This window comes from candidate division WOR-3 bacterium (assembly GCA_029858255.1).
Taxonomy (GTDB): Bacteria; Hydrothermota; Tepidihabitantia; order SM23-42; family SM23-42; genus SM23-42.
In genome coordinates this window covers 1-16,605 of record JAOUFJ010000034.1, presented here as the reverse complement: position 1 = coordinate 16,605, position 16,605 = coordinate 1, and the positions used below count along the sequence as shown (strand labels likewise).

The following is a 16,605-nucleotide window of genomic DNA, read 5'->3' as shown; positions in this document are numbered from 1 at the left end:
GGGAGGATGGTCACCCCTTGGTATGGATGACTCTCTGACGATAAAATACACTCAAGTACCGGGGATACTTGAAAACGGTTCAGAGCCTATCCACAGCCGCGTCTCCCTCAGCGTGAACCATCCCAATCCCTTCAGGGAAATGACTCAGATCACTTACGGATTGCCGTATGAAATGGCGGTGAACATTTCGGTCTACAGCACGTTAGGACAACTCATAAAAACACTAGTTGATGACGTCACGGTATCCGGGAGTCACATGGTCACCTGGAACGGCACTGATAACAACGGCAGAGTAGTCCCGGGCGGGATATATTTTGTACGCTTGGCTGCCGATCAGGATGTCATGATAGAAAAATCGATCTTAGTAAAATAGGAGGTCGTACTATCGCCTATACACATCCAGATCTTATTCACTACTTGCTACCTGCGGAGACACCGGACGCTCTACGCTGTACGCTATACGCCTAAGTACTCTGTGGTCTCTATTATTGTTCGAGTAAGTCGCGAGTTTGTTGAGCGGCGCATCGAGCACATACCAAATGCATCGCTAAGAGTGAAAGTAAACAGAATATAGCAGCTTGCTGATGTTAACTTTTGACTCGCCCGCAAGAAACGTCATTGCGAGCCCCGGTTCTCAACAGGGCGCTCATGCGCTACCTAGTATTCGCTTTTTTCTTATTGAATAGCTTCTCTGCCGGACAGCCGACCTCTCTTTGTCTACAGTACTTACAGGCAAATGATCCTCTTATGACAGCGCTCCCGACAAATGATAAAACAAACATGACGATCAGCAAGAGTAAAATTAGCCACGAAAAATCCATTATTAGGAATACCACGCCGCAAACCAGCGGAATTATGAATACAAGAAAGTCCGGAAAGACTTGTTTCCAAGTTACCTTTTTCTCTACGAACTTCTGGGGATCGCCTTTTTTGAACAAGAACGAGCACAGCAATCCTCGACCCAGACCGCAAACCTTACCATAGTAGTAGCAGCTTACGCAACTCTTCGTGAGCACCCTCAACTCAACCCAGACGCAATATAATATGTAGATGGCTGCGACTATGATGCCGAAATGAATGAGAACATATACACCGATCGCATAGATCAATAACGAAACAAAGGTTGATAAGACCGGTATCCAGGCCGGGAAAGAGTCATATGTTCTATTCTCTGTCATTTCCTCACACTCCTCTTTTCTTCAACAAAAACAGTCGGCGAGAACAAAATGTTAGCCTAGCGAGTCTTCTTTGACACAATTGCCCATCTATCATCTAAGAATGATCCGTCATTCCGCTGCTCAACGTCGAATCCTGCAAGGATCATCTCCCATTCGGCCTTACCCACGTAGCTCATGGAACCCTTGGCGACTTTCAGAAACGCCTTAGCACGTGGTTTCATAATGCGCCTTATTTCCCTGACAGCCGATTCATGATCGGTTGGCGCCATGGAACACAGCAAACCATCGGCAAGGACAAAATCTACCGAGCCATCTTCGATGAAGCTGAGGTCGGCGGCAGATGAAGCACGAGCTTCAATATTCTTATACCCATGCTTGGCTGCCTTATTTTCAACAGCGCAGACAGCCCTCTCATCCGAATCCACTGCATATACCAGACCTTCAGGTCCAACGCTCTTGGCTAAAGCTAGAGTATAATAACCCGGGCCGCATCCAAGGTCGGCAACCATCTGACCCTGCTTGACATAGGAACAGTACTTTTCAGGCTTCCCGAATAGCCTTCTGAGTAGATTGTCATGTGCAAAGAGCGGAAAGCGCTTATCTCGCTTGGTTTTATGTGAACTCATATCACAATCCTCCATTAAGATCGTGTTTGCCTCTGGCCAATCTCACCTATCTACAGGACTTCTTTGTTCCCCACGGCGTCTGGCTAGAAAACCGCTTGAAGCAACAGCGCGGTACCGAAACCGAGGAGGAAAACACCGCCGAGGCATGCACCAACCTTCAATTTTGCCTTACCTGGTGCAGCCATGCAATCTTTGTAATTAAGTTTCACGGCGCTTACGGCATCGGGGGCGATTTTCACCTTCGCTGTCCCTTCACCATACTTGGCAATTGCCCAGAGTGCGCTTATGCTTCCCTCTTTCAGACGCCAGCTTGCCTGCTCTATGCTGTCTTGCGGAAAGAATCCAACGTTGTATTCATCTGGTGCCAACGGATACCGGACAATGGGTGTGACACCAATGTAATCGTCATCGACATATATGGGAAGACTGTCCTGGTCCGCTTGCACTGACAGATACCCACTATGCAACTGCGCTATCATCAACAGTAATATCATACGCGATTATATATGCGGACTTTATGGGGTCAAGCGAAATCTACACTACATACACGGGCACTGGCTCCGCCGACGAAACTGCCTTAATCAACGAAATTAGCGGGATTAACGAAAATAACGCAATTAGCGAGAATAACGCTCTAAACGTTTTTATGTAGATTCGAAATGCCGTTATTTACGCCGTCTTCGGTTTCAGAAATAGAAAATACGCATAGCCTAGAACAAAGAATAGATAGAAACCGACAACCAGCCATCCGGATGCGCCGATCACACCGGAAATCACGCCCGATACAGATATGATGACGCCAATGACATTGGCAATCAACAATGTGAGGATAACTGCTCGCTGTGCCTTGCGATCGGTAATGTTCCTGGAAAACAAAGCCAGCAGACCCATCATAAAAGTCCCAAGCCCGGCATATCGCGCCATGAAACTCTCCACCGGACCATGTGAAACACCATATTGTGATAAGACTATCGTCGGTAACAGCGTGGCATAAGCCCCCTGGCATAGCATAATTATAGCATTGATGCTCAGGAAAATTCTAAGCTTCATTGAACCGCCTCCCCCGGGCTAAAACAGTCCCGGTAACAAATACGAACATTAGCACTAACTCCCTATTGACGTCTGCTTTAATTTCGCAATTCGAATTTCGACTTTCGGAATGCCGTACCATGCCCCTTGTTATTTCAGTCCTTTTATTATCCACCCTACTATATCTTCCGCTAGTTTCTCTCTGACGTTCGAAAAAGAATGGTCTGTTTGATAAACCAAGAATTCGACATTCCGGCCGTTTTCGTTTTTTAAAGCTCGGTATAAAGGCAATAGGTGATTATCAATCGTAACGTTCATATCATCCCAACCCCCGATCAACAAGATTTCTCTGCCCGCAAGTTTAGGTGCACTTAGCCTCAAATCATATAGATCTGCACTATCAACGAGTTTTTGTAATGCCCCACGCCCCTCAAATCGGACTGGCCCTTCGGGAGATTTCATCTCATCAAAACTTTCATTAAGGATTTTGGCCATGGATTCATTTCCCAAATATTCCCTAACAAATTCTCCATGATCAGTTCCTGCGATGGAAATGATCCTACTTACTTCAGGGTGGTTTGCTGCGAATGTCAGAGACATCCCTCCCCCGAAGCTGTAGCCGCACAATACAATGCTTGAGGTATCTATTTTGAATTTCCCTACAATTTCTTCTTTGTGAAGATATTCAAATGCAATCCCTATATCTTCAACTGAGCCTTCTAAGGTAAACTCTCCTTCGCTCGCATGCGTTCCTCTAAAATTAAAGGTAAAAGCATTCATACCGGACGCAGAGATTCTTTGACCCAGGCCCAATACATCCTCTTCATTTCCTGGGAAACCTTGCACCAATAAAACAGTCGGAAACGGGCATTCCCCTTCAGCAGCAAAAAACTTACCTTTTAGCACGTATCCGTGACTATTGAAATTGACACCGATCGGTTCATTATTCATTGTTTCCGCACCGAAAAGCAAAATTCCAGAAAACATGATCGAAAAACAACGGCATCCCTGTAATTTCGTGGATCGATATATCACTTGACCCTCCTCTCTGAAGTGTGATCTGCTGCAGTCGAGACCAGATACCACGATTTACTGGATTATTGATGATTCCTCCGCCCCAATTATGCTAATCAACCAGGTGATGTCAATGACGACGACGGTATGGTCGGTGCTCAGACAAACTCGCCTGGCGCGCTATCCGCCCGAGGGGACTGGCTCCGCAAGGTGCCTGTCCCCGTGACGCCTTTACGCCCGACGCTGCATGTGACTAATGACAAGAAGATAAGAGGCGCAGAACTTCAGCAGCTGAGGGATACTAACGGAATTGACGATAATAACGTTCCAAAATTTTTTGTGTAGATTCGCAATTCCAAATTCGCTTTGTCGTTATGGCGATACTAACGATCTTAACGGAACTAACGAAAGTAACGGTAATAACGCAATTAGCGAGAATAACGTTCCAAACGTATTTGTTTAAATTCGTATTTCGAAATACGATATAAGTATTCCGTTTCTCAGCGAAGCGTATTTTCAGGTCGTAACGCGACCGTGTCTTCAGGAGCGAAGCGACATGACTTCAATCCGCACTGCGGATATGTTCTCAGTTCGCGCAGCGAACGTGATTTCGTCTATACTGTCCAGTAGATTGTGATCGTCCAGTAATTAAGCGTTCCGGTCGTGGTGCCGAAGCCGCCGTAGATCTCCAGTCGCCACGCGCCATTCACCTCTTCGCCGGCGAAAGAGTCAGTTGTGATCGATTGAGTTCCGCCCGGGTAGTTACCATAATTCCAGAGTATCAGAGGCGTATTTTCGGGTGATATTAACCTTATGGTGAGCTCCTGTGGCGCACCGAACGTTACGCTGACTGTAATCGACAACGAATCCACCGTTGCTCCAGTCGGAGCATCTGTAATACCTATGTAGCTGTTAGTGTACTGACCTGCCGAAAGTCCATACGGTGTCAGATTCTCACCGTACACCCAATTCGGATTGACCGTAACCGTCACATCCCCTGTGTCAGCCAAGCCCTCCTTATCCTCGACGATCACTTCCATGACAAAGTGACCCGAATCATCGGGTGCAGTCCAGACCACCGAAGATAGATCTGTGGCAGATAGTGTACCGGCCTCGGCAGACCACTCATAGGTGATTGTATCATCGTCTTCATCCTCAGCATCACAGGTCAATGTCACGTCTTCCCCTGGATAGACACTTGACGGGTCCGCAGTGACGCTGTTTATCACCGGCGCATTATTCTCACCCCCGCAGTTGAGACACACCATGATTACCACGATGCTTAACCATAGAAAAATCTTCACTCTTTCCTCCCTTGTTATTCAGGAAGTATATGTCCCTGCGCCGATACTGTCAACAAGTATCGTGTAACCAACACACGCTTTTATGTATATTTATTGACTAACACAACTAACGGAAGTAACGAAAATAGGGAACTAAACAACATTTATTAAGTGCGAAATTCGAAATAAGTATGTAACGATCTAAATGATCTTTCTATCAAGTATCCAGTATCGAGAATCAATCATAAGAGTCTCCGGTTCACCGAGGCACCGGTTCACCGTTTCTCAGCAAAAGCGTGTCTTCAGTTCGCGTAGCGAACGTGATTTCGTCTATACTGTCCAGTAGATTGTGATCGTCCAGTAATTAAGCGTTCCAGAAACAAAAGAGCTGTACAACCTCAATTCCCAGACACCGTTCACATCCCCACCGGCAAAATAATTAGTCGTGTACGATTCAGTTCCACCAGGATAGTTGCCATCCCAGATCATCAACTGCCCGGCGTCTGGTGATTCCAGCCATATATCGAGCATACCAAAAGCCGGATGATTTATTGAGACAGATATCGTCACCGAATCCACTGCAGCACCGCTTGGGGCACCTGATATAGTAATCGCGCTGTATGTATAGACATTCGCACCAATCGTATATGCCGTCAAATTCTCACCATACACCCAATTCGGGTTGACCGTAACCGTAACACTCCCCGTGTCGGCTAAGCCTTCCCCATCTTCGACGATCACCTCCATAACAAATTGGCCCGTATCCATCGGCGCGGTCCAAATCACTGAAGAAAGATTTGTAGCCGATAGTGTACCCGCCTCGGCAGACCACTCATACGTTATGACATCACCGTCCTCATCATCGGCATTGCAGCTCAATGTCGCGTCCTCGCCAGGATAAACGCTTGAAGGATTCGCGTTTACGCTGTTTATCACCGGCGCATTATTCTCACCCCCGCAGTTGAGACACACCATGATTATCACGATGCTCAACCATAGAAAAATCTTCACTCTTACCTCCTTGTGTGTCAGAAGTATACTTGGACACGCCATATTGTCAACAAGTATAACACAGAATAGCCACGATTTCTCAGCGGCATCAACGAGAATACACAACCCGCCGCAACTTTAGCGAAGGCGGGGTCGATTCTTTAATTCTTCTTCGATTTTCTCTTTTGCTCTCTCAATGACATACAAAATATCATGATGGGTAGTTGAGGGCAAATTATTGAAATCCATTAATGTATGTGCAAAACCATGACCAGGAGCAAATTCGTCGATCGCAGATCTTAGAGCCTGCATTGCGGTGTTGTGATGGTTGTACTCACCCATCGTTTGAATCGACGCATATTTTATGGCACAAAAAAGACTCCATTTATCGCTTTCGATATCATCCTCACACTTTCTATCATCCATCTTATGCCAGCGAGTAGAATCACCCAGTAACTCCGCCGCCATTTCTAAAGCCTCTAGATCTACCATCCTGGCCGGAGGACAATACCACCAATATATCGCGAAAGATAATTCACGATCCCGTACCTCCAACATCTCCCACAAAAAATACCCCAATGTTGTCTTCATATATATATCTTCAAATCCGCGATAATTCACGATTTCATACTCTATCTCGCTTGTTCTATCATCTGGGTAGGTTAGTGTGCCGGTGATATTCTGCTCGCGAACAATGGAAAACAATTTTTCTCTGTCAAATGGGCTCTCACGAAAATCCGGCGGCAGGTTCATTGAAAAAGTAAATCCTTCCAGATATTCGGAATTCCCTACCAGCTCACCGTTCCTCACTCTGAAGCTGAAAGGCAGATAATCGTCAAGCAGCTCATTCTCTCCATATCCAAAGACAATACTTAGTAGTGCAATCAACACAATACAACCAACTTTTTTATTCACGGTTTCTCCGTCTCAATTATGCAAAACCACCCTTTAATGTCAATTAGAATCGAAGCTTGGGTGATATTATCTGACAGCCACTTTGGCTTGCAGCGTGCAGTTGCCATATTATCAGGGAAGCGTGACTTCAGATTGCGGGACGCAAGCATGTCTCCAGTTGTAAGTGCTCCGTTTCTCCGTGTCTCCCCGTCTCCGTTTCTAAGAGTATGCCCTATGTTATTTGCAGATTATTGGCTTCTTATCCTTTTTACGGTCATGATTGCCAAAGATACAAGACTCGCCGATAGCCAGATTATCAAGAGCACTATGGTTAAGAGGAGAAAACTTAAATCCAGATCAAATTGAAATTGCATGTATTGAAATTTCCAGATAAGATCTTCCTTGACCATCACTGCGGATAGTCGTAAAGGCAAGACCAAAAACCGTGACATGTCGAATTTCACATAACCAATGGTTGAGATCCATGCTACGTTCCCCGATTTTGAGATATGAGCATTATTCATCAGAAAGGTACAATCTCCCCATGATCTCCAATCGCTAAGAATCAATCGTGAGACTTCCTTATGACCGATTAGTATTTCATTGGGCATTGTGCCGAGAACTAAAATGTTTTCTTTTGAGAACAGTTGTTCCATGAAAGATTCTAATTGAGATGTGTCCCGATTTGTATACCCATCTTGAAACCTATATAATTGCTCGATAATCTCTGATCTAACACTATCAGAAGCGTTGCCGTAAGCAAATATATATTCATCTTTCGCCTCATAATACTCCTTGTGTGAATGACGAAGCACAGTCATTACCGAATATAATAAGACAGAAATGAAAATGACCTTTAGAATCTGTTTCGCAATTTTCATTTTTCCCTCCATCCTTTAGGAATTGCCATATTCATACTGCCAACTGAATTCGGATGTTACATATCTAACCCGAGGCGCTACGGCGACACTGCGTTTTCGGGTGTTCGTCTACCGTTCCGCCACCTTCATCGTGTTATCTGCGATCAAACGGTCGATTAGTTTGTGGTACGGGTCGATACCTGCTCTCACGGGTTTTTCATCGACGACGATCGTGAATTCCATTTCCGGTTTGTCGATCAGATGTTTGCTCAAATATAGTTCAGCATCATCCTCACCCAGCACGCCGATATCTATGTAGTCCCTGATCGGAATTTCAACCTCGTTACCGAGTTCATCAGCACGCATTTTGTGGGCGCTCACCGATACATGAACCCGGTACTTTCCGTTATCCAGCGGCTCATACGTTGCTTCTGCTGCTTTATTCTCGTACAGCGTGATCGTCTCGAACATATCAGTGACAATATACTGTAGACTGTCGGGAACAACCTGCCGTATATATCCCAGGAATTCAACGGAATTGGTGAATGGCGGTTCCTGGTAGGCAAAAGCCCTCAGGTAATCTGCCAGAGCGCGATTCAAACGCTCCTCGCCGATATAATCCTGGAGCGCGTTCATGACCACCATGCCCTTGCGATAGTGCAGGTATCCTTGATTTTCAACGAGCATGAGCGGAACTTCTTTCAAACGCTCGTTTCCCCGGCTACGCAAATAACTATCCAATTCATGCTCGAGCAGTTTCCTCACCAACTTCTCACTAAATTCCTGCCTGCACACCATGAGCGAGGAATACTGAGAAAGTACTTCGGACATGACGGTCGCCCCCCGCACGTCAGCCGAAACAAGTTGGTGCGCCCACCACTGATGTGCTACTTCATGGGCGGTCAAGGCGAACGGATAATCAACATCATCTTCATCAATCCTGGCGATGAACCCAATACCCTCTGAATACGGAATGGTTGCGGTCAGGCTCTGTGCAAATTCCTGATACCGCGGGAACTCGACAACCCGGACAAGCCGGTGCTGGTACGGGCCGAAATGCTCGGTGAAATATTCGAGCGATCTCTTGATGGAATGTATGAACCGGTCGATATTGTACTCGTGTCCCTTATTATAATACACTTCGATACTTACGTCGTGCCACGCATCGCGTCGTACTTCGTATCTTCCTGACAAAAATCCGTAGAGATTGATGAATCTATGATCCATAACATAACGATAGTAGTTCCGGTCCTCATCCTCCCACTCTTCGACAAGATACCCGGGTGCTATACCGATCTGGTCCCTATCCGTGCTTACCACTGCATCCAGCGAGATCCAATCCCCATCGTACGAGACATAATTGTTCATCCTTGCCTGCCTATCGTCGACCGGTGCCATCCGCTGGCGCGGTTCCAACTCGTATTGCTTGCGCTCGTGATCCTCGACCAGTTCGAGCTCCCGGTTATAACCGATGCGTGGGAAGTAATCTTGATTGTTAATGAAAGTTCCATTGTACACGATATCAACGTTCGGGTTATTATTCTTAAAACCCCTTTCCGTGTATTCCAGATGAAAAGTCAATGTCGTAGTATCGCCGGGCATGAGCGGTTCTTCGAATTTATATATATAGTATCCATACTTATCATCCTCAAGAGCCACAGTAAAAGGCCTTCTGAAAACGATATTCTGCGCAACCGGCTCATGCTGCAGAAGTATGTGCACGGAATCGATCGGCATGTATGTCCGGTTCTGCAGTGAATAATCTCCAGTGATACGAACTCTCCGTTCACTCGCGTAAATATCGACATGCGTCTTTACATCGGTTATGCGCGGCTGCGCGATGCCGTGGAACTTACTGTAGCGTTTTTCATACTCGGCCTTATCATACTTAACGTGCTTATTGATCCTGTACGCGTTCAGCACGTTTGTGTTGTAATAAATGAACCCGCCGGTTGCGATAAAAACAAACAAGAAAATAGTTGCCGCGATACGCTTACCTGGAGCGAACCTCTGCAAAAAATGTTGCAGACGGATTCTCACGTTCGCTTCCTGCCCCCGCACCCAGAAAAGATTCGCAGCGAGCGCGAGGAGAAGGGAAAAAGCAGTCCAGTACAGTCTGATCCACACTGCCGACGACAGGTAATGACCATAGCCGTTCATGTCTGAATACGTATAACCAGGCCCTTCGGCGAACAAGTACAGGCTGTGCTGCAGTCCGAAACCTATCGCTGAAATGATGATTATGTAGAAAGCGACCATGACAAAATGACCGATGTACTTGTTATTGACCAGCACCTGGACGAACAACGCCAGGACACAGTACCACACCAGTTCGATGAAGCGCAACCCATACAATTCTTTCAAATATTGACCGATTTCAAAGTTGTAATAGCCAAGAACCGCCTGTATGAATATCCCGCACAGCATGACCACGAACAAAAGCACTGCCGTGACCAGTGCAAGTGCACTAAGTTTTGATAAGAACGAGAGCCAATCCGGAACCGGCAAAGAATCGTATATCTGCGCAACATTTTTGTCACGCTCGCGCCATACAAGTTCACCGGAAAACAGCACGATGATAACGACCATGAACAGAGTAAATGTGCCGGCGGTGAGCTCAAGCACTTCGTATGTAACGGGGTATGTGGTCGCGCCGTAGATCTGTCCAATGTTCTCAAAACCCACCACCATGATGAAACCGACCCCGAGTGCGACGATTACGATAAAATAGAGGTTCTTGACGATGCCGAAAAATTCGATCTTTATCTGCCCGAGTAGTTGACGTATGCCAGCGCCCATTGAAAACTGTCTGGTTACAGCCGGCAATGCCATGTATGACGTTGAGACTTCAGGCTCTTGCGCCTCAACGGCTTCTGATCTCTTTTTCCGCTCAGACGTCACAAATGTCGGCTTAAACTTCATATATCCGAACACGAGCATTGCCACACCGATCGCGCTCCATAAAACACGGTTCCATAATACGACCCCGCTGAGTGGCATGAGCAGGGTATTCTTTTCGGCAACCGACCAGTATTCAGTAATATACCTTGCCGTATTCGCACCGAACGGGTCGATGACACTCGCAAAAACCTTGGCTTCGAGGTTCATGAGTAGGTTAGCCGACATGAGATAGCCCACAAGAATGGCAACGCAGGCAACGAAAACAGGCATGCGTTTTCTTTGCGTGACCGCCAGAGCAAAGAAAACGGCACCACTGAAGAATAGGTTGGGCAACACATGGATCAAGTATGGTTGAATGTAAACGATGAGGCGAAACGGCGCGAATTTCTCGGGCATGACGAACGGCATCAGGCTGCCAACGATAGCACCGATACCGACGCTCAGAAAGATGGCGAAGAGCACGACGAACGCGCCAAGGAAGCGTCCGCAGAAATAATCCGCTTTACTTATGGGATAAGAAAAAAAGAAAGAATGCGTATCGCGCTGGAAATCGCGGTACCCGGCATTTCCCATGACCGCTGCGATCACCAGCATACCGAAGTATACCAGCATTGAGATGAGCAAACCGACTGCGTAAGGGGCATTGGCAAGCACCTTGCCCTCACCGGCACCACCGATAACGACATTGGCGCCCCGGAACGCACCGCCGACCGAGATCGTCGCGAAAAAAGCGAACGCAAAGAACATGATGAAGTAGATATATGTGGATACTCTCGTGAACCGGTACTTTAGTTCAAATAAAAATATCTCGCGGAACATGGCGGTCCCCGCGGTTATGCCGTAACCGGCGCTGAATTTTTGTTTATGGTCGTGAAATAGACGTCTTCCAGTTCAGGCTCCACCATCTTGAACGTGTCGTCTGGTCGGTTGTCGCTCAAGACGTGGATCACGATCTTTCCGGCAAACAGCCGTGTCATGACGATCTCGAATTTTTTCCCGTACTCGGGAAATTCCTTCTTGGAAATCACCTTTGACCAGATCTTCCCCTTCAACTCATTCATTGCCTTGAGCGGCTCGGCTGTAAGCAGAAGTTCTCCCTCATGGATTATCGCCATGTTCGTGCAGAGTTCGCTCACATCATCGACTATATGGGTCGAGAGGATCACCACCACATGCTCTCCGATCTCACTAAGGATATTGTGAAAACGGTTTCTCTCCTGGGGGTCAAGACCAGCAGTCGGCTCATCGACAATGACCAGCTGGGGATTGCCGAGCAGTGCCTGAGCAATGCCGAACCGTTGCTTCGTACCGCCGGAAAACTCACCGAGACGCGTCCTGCGCAGGTCCCACAGATTGGTTTGGTGTAGCAGGTCGTTTATCAGAGTTTTGCGTTCTTTCTTATTATGAATGCCCTTGAGTACGGCAATATGGTCGAGCATATGCTCGGCAGTTACCTCTGGGTAGATGCCGAATTCCTGTGGTAAATAGCCAAGCAACTCTCTGACCTTATGCTTTTCTTTGAGCACGTCGATACCATTAAGCTGGATCGTCCCCTCATCCGCCTCCTGCAGGGTTGCAATGGTGCGCATGAGCGTTGATTTTCCCGCACCGTTCGGTCCGAGCAGCCCGAACATGCCGGTCGAAATGTTCAGGGAAACGTTCTTGAGCGCCTGAACGCCATTAGGATATGTCTTGGAAAGACTATTGATCGCCAACTCCATCACTCCTCCTCACGTAGGTCAACTATACCTGTATAGTAAGTTATACGTAAGAAAGCGTGATATTGTTGCATGTACGACGCCTAACGACAGGAAGCTAAGAACCCCTGAACCTCAGAAGCTGAGAACGACGGAACTTCGGAAGCTCAGAGACTCAGAAGTTGAGAACAATCAAAAGCAGAACCTCGGAAGATAAGATGGTAAGAGGTTACAACAAAACTGAAATTGAGAGGCTACGAATACTAGAAGCTGAGCATCTAAACGAAACTAACGATAATAGCGAACCAAACGAAAGTAACGATCTTTTATCCAGCATCAAGTCTCGAGCATCAAGTATCGTTATTTAGCGAGATTAACGATAATAACAGTCTCAACAATCCAAAATATAGCCCTTACCTGCGGCAGGATCTACGACAGGTTGGTGGTGTTGACTTATGACTTACTTACTACGCCTGTTATTGCGAAGATGCGTGCTGGTTAATAATTCTAAGGTACTCTTCGTTCGAAAAGGTCACACCATAATCAGGTTCTGTTAATATCCTGTATATCTCAGCGTATTGTGGAGGCTCCTCCGTTTCTATCTTCAAATCGTAATAGCCCGACACTTTCGCATAAATCGTTCTTTTCAGATCTGGACGTAATTCAGGAGCAGGGAAGACCAGGTACGCTTGTTGGCCAGTCTCGGGCATCACATAGTATTCAGCATCTGTGCTTTCCAGTTTGTCACGAACATCTCTACCGTCATGTGCTGTAGCTTCTGTTGCCGAAACCTCCTGGACTTGTATGGGCAAATCTTCTGAGTACTCAATGGAAAACATGTTGAATTGCCAGAATCCCGATGGTGGCATCAAACGTATCATCACTGAATCTCCCTCCACACGTGTCAAATCAAGCGGAACGACCCGGGTCTCAGACACAAAAGGTCCTCCACCCATGATCTCACCTCGGTGCGTCCATCCGTCTTCCTCCCGCACATAGACCTGCAGCTGATACAGTTCAACTTGGTCGTTCCATTCCTCAATCATTTGCTGCCATTGCGCAGTCATCATCTCTTCATACCATGTTGTAGTCTGATTACCGAAAAGACTAACCATTTGCCTCAGCATGTGGGAACCCCATATCGTATTACAGCCGCTAACGATGAGCTTGGCTTTATCATGTTGACATGGCCTCGGGAAATTAATGAAAAGAGTATCCCGCAGGTGTTTCGATGCATCTATCTCTCTATGATCAAGGCTGGATGTCCACAGCAAACAATCTTCGGCAGAGAGCAATTGGTACTGGTCATGACCATCCGCATCAGTGATATGCAAAGGCTTCCGCATATCGCCCAGCGTATAAAAATGACCATCTGCATCCTGACATACTGTTACATCCTTCGAGTGATCGACAATCAAGAGTTTGAACTCGTCAGTATATTGAATTTCATTCAATTCATTGGCAAGCAGAATACGGTATTCGCCCTCAACGGGCTTCAGGTTTTCCAAGCGGCAATAATCAGTACGCTGCAGCCCCTGACAAACAGCACCACCGTAAGGCTCACCGTCCAGAATATATTTCGTGCCGTTACACGAATGGATAAATGGACATGATTCAGGAAGATCATTCAGAGCACTAATAAGCACAATCATACCCACTATTCCACCAATCGCTGCAACGGCCAGACATCCAACCACAATCTGCTTACCGGTCTTCGAGACTCCAAATTTCCCGATGTATACGGTCTTGACCTCCTCAACAGGAATTTCTATGAATCTCCCATCCTCAACGTAACCTACAATCACATCGTCGATCAATTGTCCACCATCACGGAATTCGTAGATTTCATTATTTTTCGTGACAATTTTATGAATCGTGTATTCTGGTTTTTCTTCTAACTCCTGTATTGAGATCTCACGAGCTGTATAGCATCCGTGTGTGCATACTACAAAACAAACAAGCGTTACAAATACCACCGTTCTTTTACACAGCATATCTCCTCCTTTATTATACAATATGCTTTCTCGCTAATTCACCAACACCGGCTGGCGCGCTCGTTTTATCGCCTTGATTGCCTCCTTCTCATCAATATCTTTACCCACTGTTTTCCAACCCGTTATCCATCCTGCTACGCTTCCTATTAGTGCTCCAGGCCATGAAAGTACCCAATCCTCCCCAAGTGTTGAGGCAATTATGAAATAGCCGAAGAAACCACCCGTAACGAGACCGACGCCACCAAAAATATACCTGAAATTCTTCCTCCTTACGCGATTGACCTCGATTTCCGTAATCGGCAGGCCGACGCTATCATAATCAAGTATGCGCCATTTCGTTTCAAAATCCTTCTTTGAAAACGCAGATTCTTTCGACGTATTGATGTACTCACTCAATATATCCACAGTGAGCGGATCTCTACTCGTTACTCTGAACTCTCCTCTGAAATCTCCCATGTCTGTCATCAACCTGATTTCACATCCACTATTTGGAATATCGTAGAAGCGTGCCTCCACGAAATCGCTGACAAGGGGAAACAGATCGTACTCTTGTCGTTCTCTGACATCGATGCATTCTCCCACACTTTCATGAAGAGTAATAATCTCACCCCGCTCGTAGATCCTGTATTTTTGTAGAGAATAGCTGCAGTTTATCAACAATGAAAATAGAGTAACAATAATTAACATACGCCTCATAATACCTCCTCCCAAATCTACGCTGAGCTATTTTAGAGTATATGAATTGAATGTCAAGACGATGGACGCTATACGCCAAACGCTTTCCGCATCACGGCAAGCGGTATTAGCGGAAGTAACGAAAATAACGAACCAAACGATTTTTGTGTAAATTCGCTTTGTTATTATAGCGAAAATGACGGTCTCAACGCTTCAATATATACCAGGTTGGTTGTGTAAACTGACTTACGACTCTGCTCCCTCATTAACCAAAACGATCCGATAGCGTGCCTTGTTCTCCTTAACTCGTTGAAGCGCCTCATTTACTTGAGACATGGGCATCAGCTCAACTTTGGGCGTAATGCCCTGTGCCTGCGCGAACTCCAATACTTCCTTCATTATAGCGCGGTTTCCCAGGAACGAGCCAGTGATCGAAAGCTCGTGCGACACAATATCAATTGGTTTTAAGTCAATCATTGGGAAACCAACCAAGACCATCTTTCCTCTTTTCTTTAGAGTCTCCAACAATGAAAACCAGCTAAGCCCGCCGCTCGATGTACATAGTAGCAAGTCGTACTCGAACTCAACCCTTCGCAAGCTATCTCGGTCGTTTGAATCAATGAAGTGGTCTGCACCGAAGGCAAGCGCTTCCTCCTTTTTCTTTGGAGATGAGGAAATAGCCGTGACTTCATACCCAAGTGCGTGAGCGAACTGGAGCGCAAGATGGCCCAAACCTCCAACGCCGACAATACCGATCTTTGGAGCAGTTCCTTTTTTTGCATAGGTTCTGAGCGGAGAATAGACCGTAACGCCGGCACACAGAAGGACAGCCGCAACCTCGGGACGCATGGCTTGAGGAAGTTGGTATGTAAACCGGCTATCCGCAATGATAGAAGAAGAGAACCCGCCGTAGGGATCCCATGTTGCCGACTTTACAATATCCATGCAGAGTTGTTCCTCTCCCTTCAAACACCATTCGCATTTCATGCAGGAACGACCCTGCCAACCAACACCGACTCTGTCGCCTTCCTTAAAACCAGATGCAGCGCGTCCCACCTCCGATATGTACCCGACGACTTCATGCCCGGGCACAAAAGGATAATTTGTTATATCATAATAATCATCAATAGCACTGACATCAGTATGACAGACACCACAGTGAGTAACAGATACGCGGACATCATTATCCCCCAATTTAGGGGCTTCAAGGGATTTAAGTTCGAGGGTTTTCCCCCGTTCCATCGCCACATATGCCCGGATGGTCGAGGGAGATTCTACGGTTTTCATTATTCCTCCTCTGCTGAGTCACGATATTCTAAGACAGAATGGAGTCAATGTCAACAAAACATGCTGACAAACTCCCGACTCACTTCCCACACTACACACTCCATGCCGTCATTGCGAGGAGCGAAGCGACGAAGCAATCTCAGTCAATCAACGATATTAACGGGGCTAACGGAAGTA

Annotated in this window: 15 protein-coding genes; 1 reads left to right on the top strand and 14 read right to left on the bottom strand. The window is 46.5% G+C overall.

The window, feature by feature from the left end; translation table 11 throughout:
• Positions 1-373: T9SS type A sorting domain-containing protein (locus OEV79_10960; protein ID MDH4211953.1), on the top strand; the 373-nt coding region annotated here is incomplete at its 5' end.
• Positions 374-653: 280 nt separating this feature from the next.
• Here OEV79_10960 and OEV79_10955 read toward each other — a convergent pair.
• The 14 genes from OEV79_10955 to OEV79_10890 all read right to left on the bottom strand — a co-directional run bounded on the left by OEV79_10955 (position 654) and on the right by OEV79_10890 (position 16,428).
• On the bottom strand, positions 654-1,178 hold the full coding sequence (locus OEV79_10955; protein MDH4211952.1) for a hypothetical protein: 525 nt from the start codon (positions 1,176-1,178) through the stop codon (positions 654-656).
• A 56-nt stretch (positions 1,179-1,234) separates the two neighbouring features.
• Positions 1,235-1,804 carry a class I SAM-dependent methyltransferase gene (locus tag OEV79_10950; protein ID MDH4211951.1) on the bottom strand — a complete coding sequence of 190 codons (570 nt, stop codon included), beginning with the start codon at positions 1,802-1,804 and terminating at the stop codon, positions 1,235-1,237.
• Between the two features lie 83 nt (positions 1,805-1,887).
• Positions 1,888-2,298 carry a hypothetical protein gene (locus OEV79_10945; protein ID MDH4211950.1) on the bottom strand — a complete coding sequence of 137 codons (411 nt, stop codon included), beginning with the start codon at positions 2,296-2,298 and terminating at the stop codon, positions 1,888-1,890.
• A 175-nt stretch (positions 2,299-2,473) separates the two neighbouring features.
• Positions 2,474-2,854 carry a hypothetical protein gene (locus OEV79_10940; GenBank protein ID MDH4211949.1) on the bottom strand — a complete coding sequence of 127 codons (381 nt, stop codon included), beginning with the start codon at positions 2,852-2,854 and terminating at the stop codon, positions 2,474-2,476.
• Positions 2,855-2,983: 129 nt separating this feature from the next.
• Positions 2,984-3,868, bottom strand: coding sequence for an alpha/beta fold hydrolase (locus tag OEV79_10935; protein ID MDH4211948.1), 885 nt, complete (start codon positions 3,866-3,868; stop codon positions 2,984-2,986).
• 593 nt (positions 3,869-4,461) lie between these two features.
• Entirely contained in the window at positions 4,462-5,151 is a 690-nt protein-coding gene (locus OEV79_10930; protein MDH4211947.1) for a proprotein convertase P-domain-containing protein, read from the bottom strand.
• 309 nt (positions 5,152-5,460) lie between these two features.
• On the bottom strand, positions 5,461-6,141 hold the full coding sequence (locus OEV79_10925; GenBank protein ID MDH4211946.1) for a proprotein convertase P-domain-containing protein: 681 nt from the start codon (positions 6,139-6,141) through the stop codon (positions 5,461-5,463).
• Positions 6,142-6,258: 117 nt separating this feature from the next.
• On the bottom strand, positions 6,259-7,035 hold the full coding sequence (locus OEV79_10920) for a hypothetical protein (protein MDH4211945.1): 777 nt from the start codon (positions 7,033-7,035) through the stop codon (positions 6,259-6,261).
• A 227-nt stretch (positions 7,036-7,262) separates the two neighbouring features.
• Positions 7,263-7,895 (bottom strand): nuclear transport factor 2 family protein, encoded by a 633-nt coding sequence (locus tag OEV79_10915; GenBank protein MDH4211944.1) that lies wholly within the window; start codon positions 7,893-7,895, stop codon positions 7,263-7,265.
• A gap of 108 nt (positions 7,896-8,003) precedes the next feature.
• Positions 8,004-11,522: an ABC transporter permease gene (locus OEV79_10910; protein MDH4211943.1), complete on the bottom strand. Its 3,519-nt coding sequence runs from the start codon at positions 11,520-11,522 to the stop codon at positions 8,004-8,006.
• 86 nt (positions 11,523-11,608) lie between these two features.
• Entirely contained in the window at positions 11,609-12,496 is an 888-nt protein-coding gene (locus tag OEV79_10905; protein MDH4211942.1) for an ABC transporter ATP-binding protein, read from the bottom strand.
• A gap of 452 nt (positions 12,497-12,948) precedes the next feature.
• The gene (locus OEV79_10900; protein MDH4211941.1) at positions 12,949-14,466 is read right to left on the bottom strand and encodes a hypothetical protein; all 1,518 of its coding nucleotides are present in this window, start codon (positions 14,464-14,466) and stop codon (positions 12,949-12,951) included.
• A 33-nt stretch (positions 14,467-14,499) separates the two neighbouring features.
• Positions 14,500-15,162: a hypothetical protein gene (locus OEV79_10895; protein ID MDH4211940.1), complete on the bottom strand. Its 663-nt coding sequence runs from the start codon at positions 15,160-15,162 to the stop codon at positions 14,500-14,502.
• A gap of 225 nt (positions 15,163-15,387) precedes the next feature.
• Positions 15,388-16,428 (bottom strand): NAD(P)-dependent alcohol dehydrogenase, encoded by a 1,041-nt coding sequence (locus tag OEV79_10890; protein ID MDH4211939.1) that lies wholly within the window; start codon positions 16,426-16,428, stop codon positions 15,388-15,390.
• Between the last annotated feature and the right edge of the window lie 177 nt (positions 16,429-16,605).

Excerpts from the sequence above, each read along its gene's own strand:
- OEV79_10940 (MDH4211949.1), bottom strand. The coding sequence starts at position 2,854 with ATGAAGCTTAGAATTTTCCTGAGCATCAATGCTATAATTATGCTATGC.
- OEV79_10915 (MDH4211944.1), bottom strand. The coding sequence starts at position 7,895 with ATGAAAATTGCGAAACAGATTCTAAAGGTCATTTTCATTTCTGTCTTA.
- OEV79_10895 (MDH4211940.1), bottom strand. The coding sequence starts at position 15,162 with ATGAGGCGTATGTTAATTATTGTTACTCTATTTTCATTGTTGATAAAC.
- OEV79_10955 (MDH4211952.1), bottom strand. The coding sequence starts at position 1,178 with ATGACAGAGAATAGAACATATGACTCTTTCCCGGCCTGGATACCGGTC.
- OEV79_10890 (MDH4211939.1), bottom strand. The coding sequence starts at position 16,428 with ATGAAAACCGTAGAATCTCCCTCGACCATCCGGGCATATGTGGCGATG.
- OEV79_10900 (MDH4211941.1), bottom strand. The coding sequence starts at position 14,466 with ATGCTGTGTAAAAGAACGGTGGTATTTGTAACGCTTGTTTGTTTTGTA.
- OEV79_10905 (MDH4211942.1), bottom strand. The coding sequence starts at position 12,496 with ATGGAGTTGGCGATCAATAGTCTTTCCAAGACATATCCTAATGGCGTT.
- OEV79_10950 (MDH4211951.1), bottom strand. The coding sequence starts at position 1,804 with ATGAGTTCACATAAAACCAAGCGAGATAAGCGCTTTCCGCTCTTTGCA.
- OEV79_10945 (MDH4211950.1), bottom strand. The coding sequence starts at position 2,298 with ATGATATTACTGTTGATGATAGCGCAGTTGCATAGTGGGTATCTGTCA.
- OEV79_10910 (MDH4211943.1), bottom strand. The coding sequence starts at position 11,522 with ATGTTCTTTGCGTTCGCTTTTTTCGCGACGATCTCGGTCGGCGGTGCG.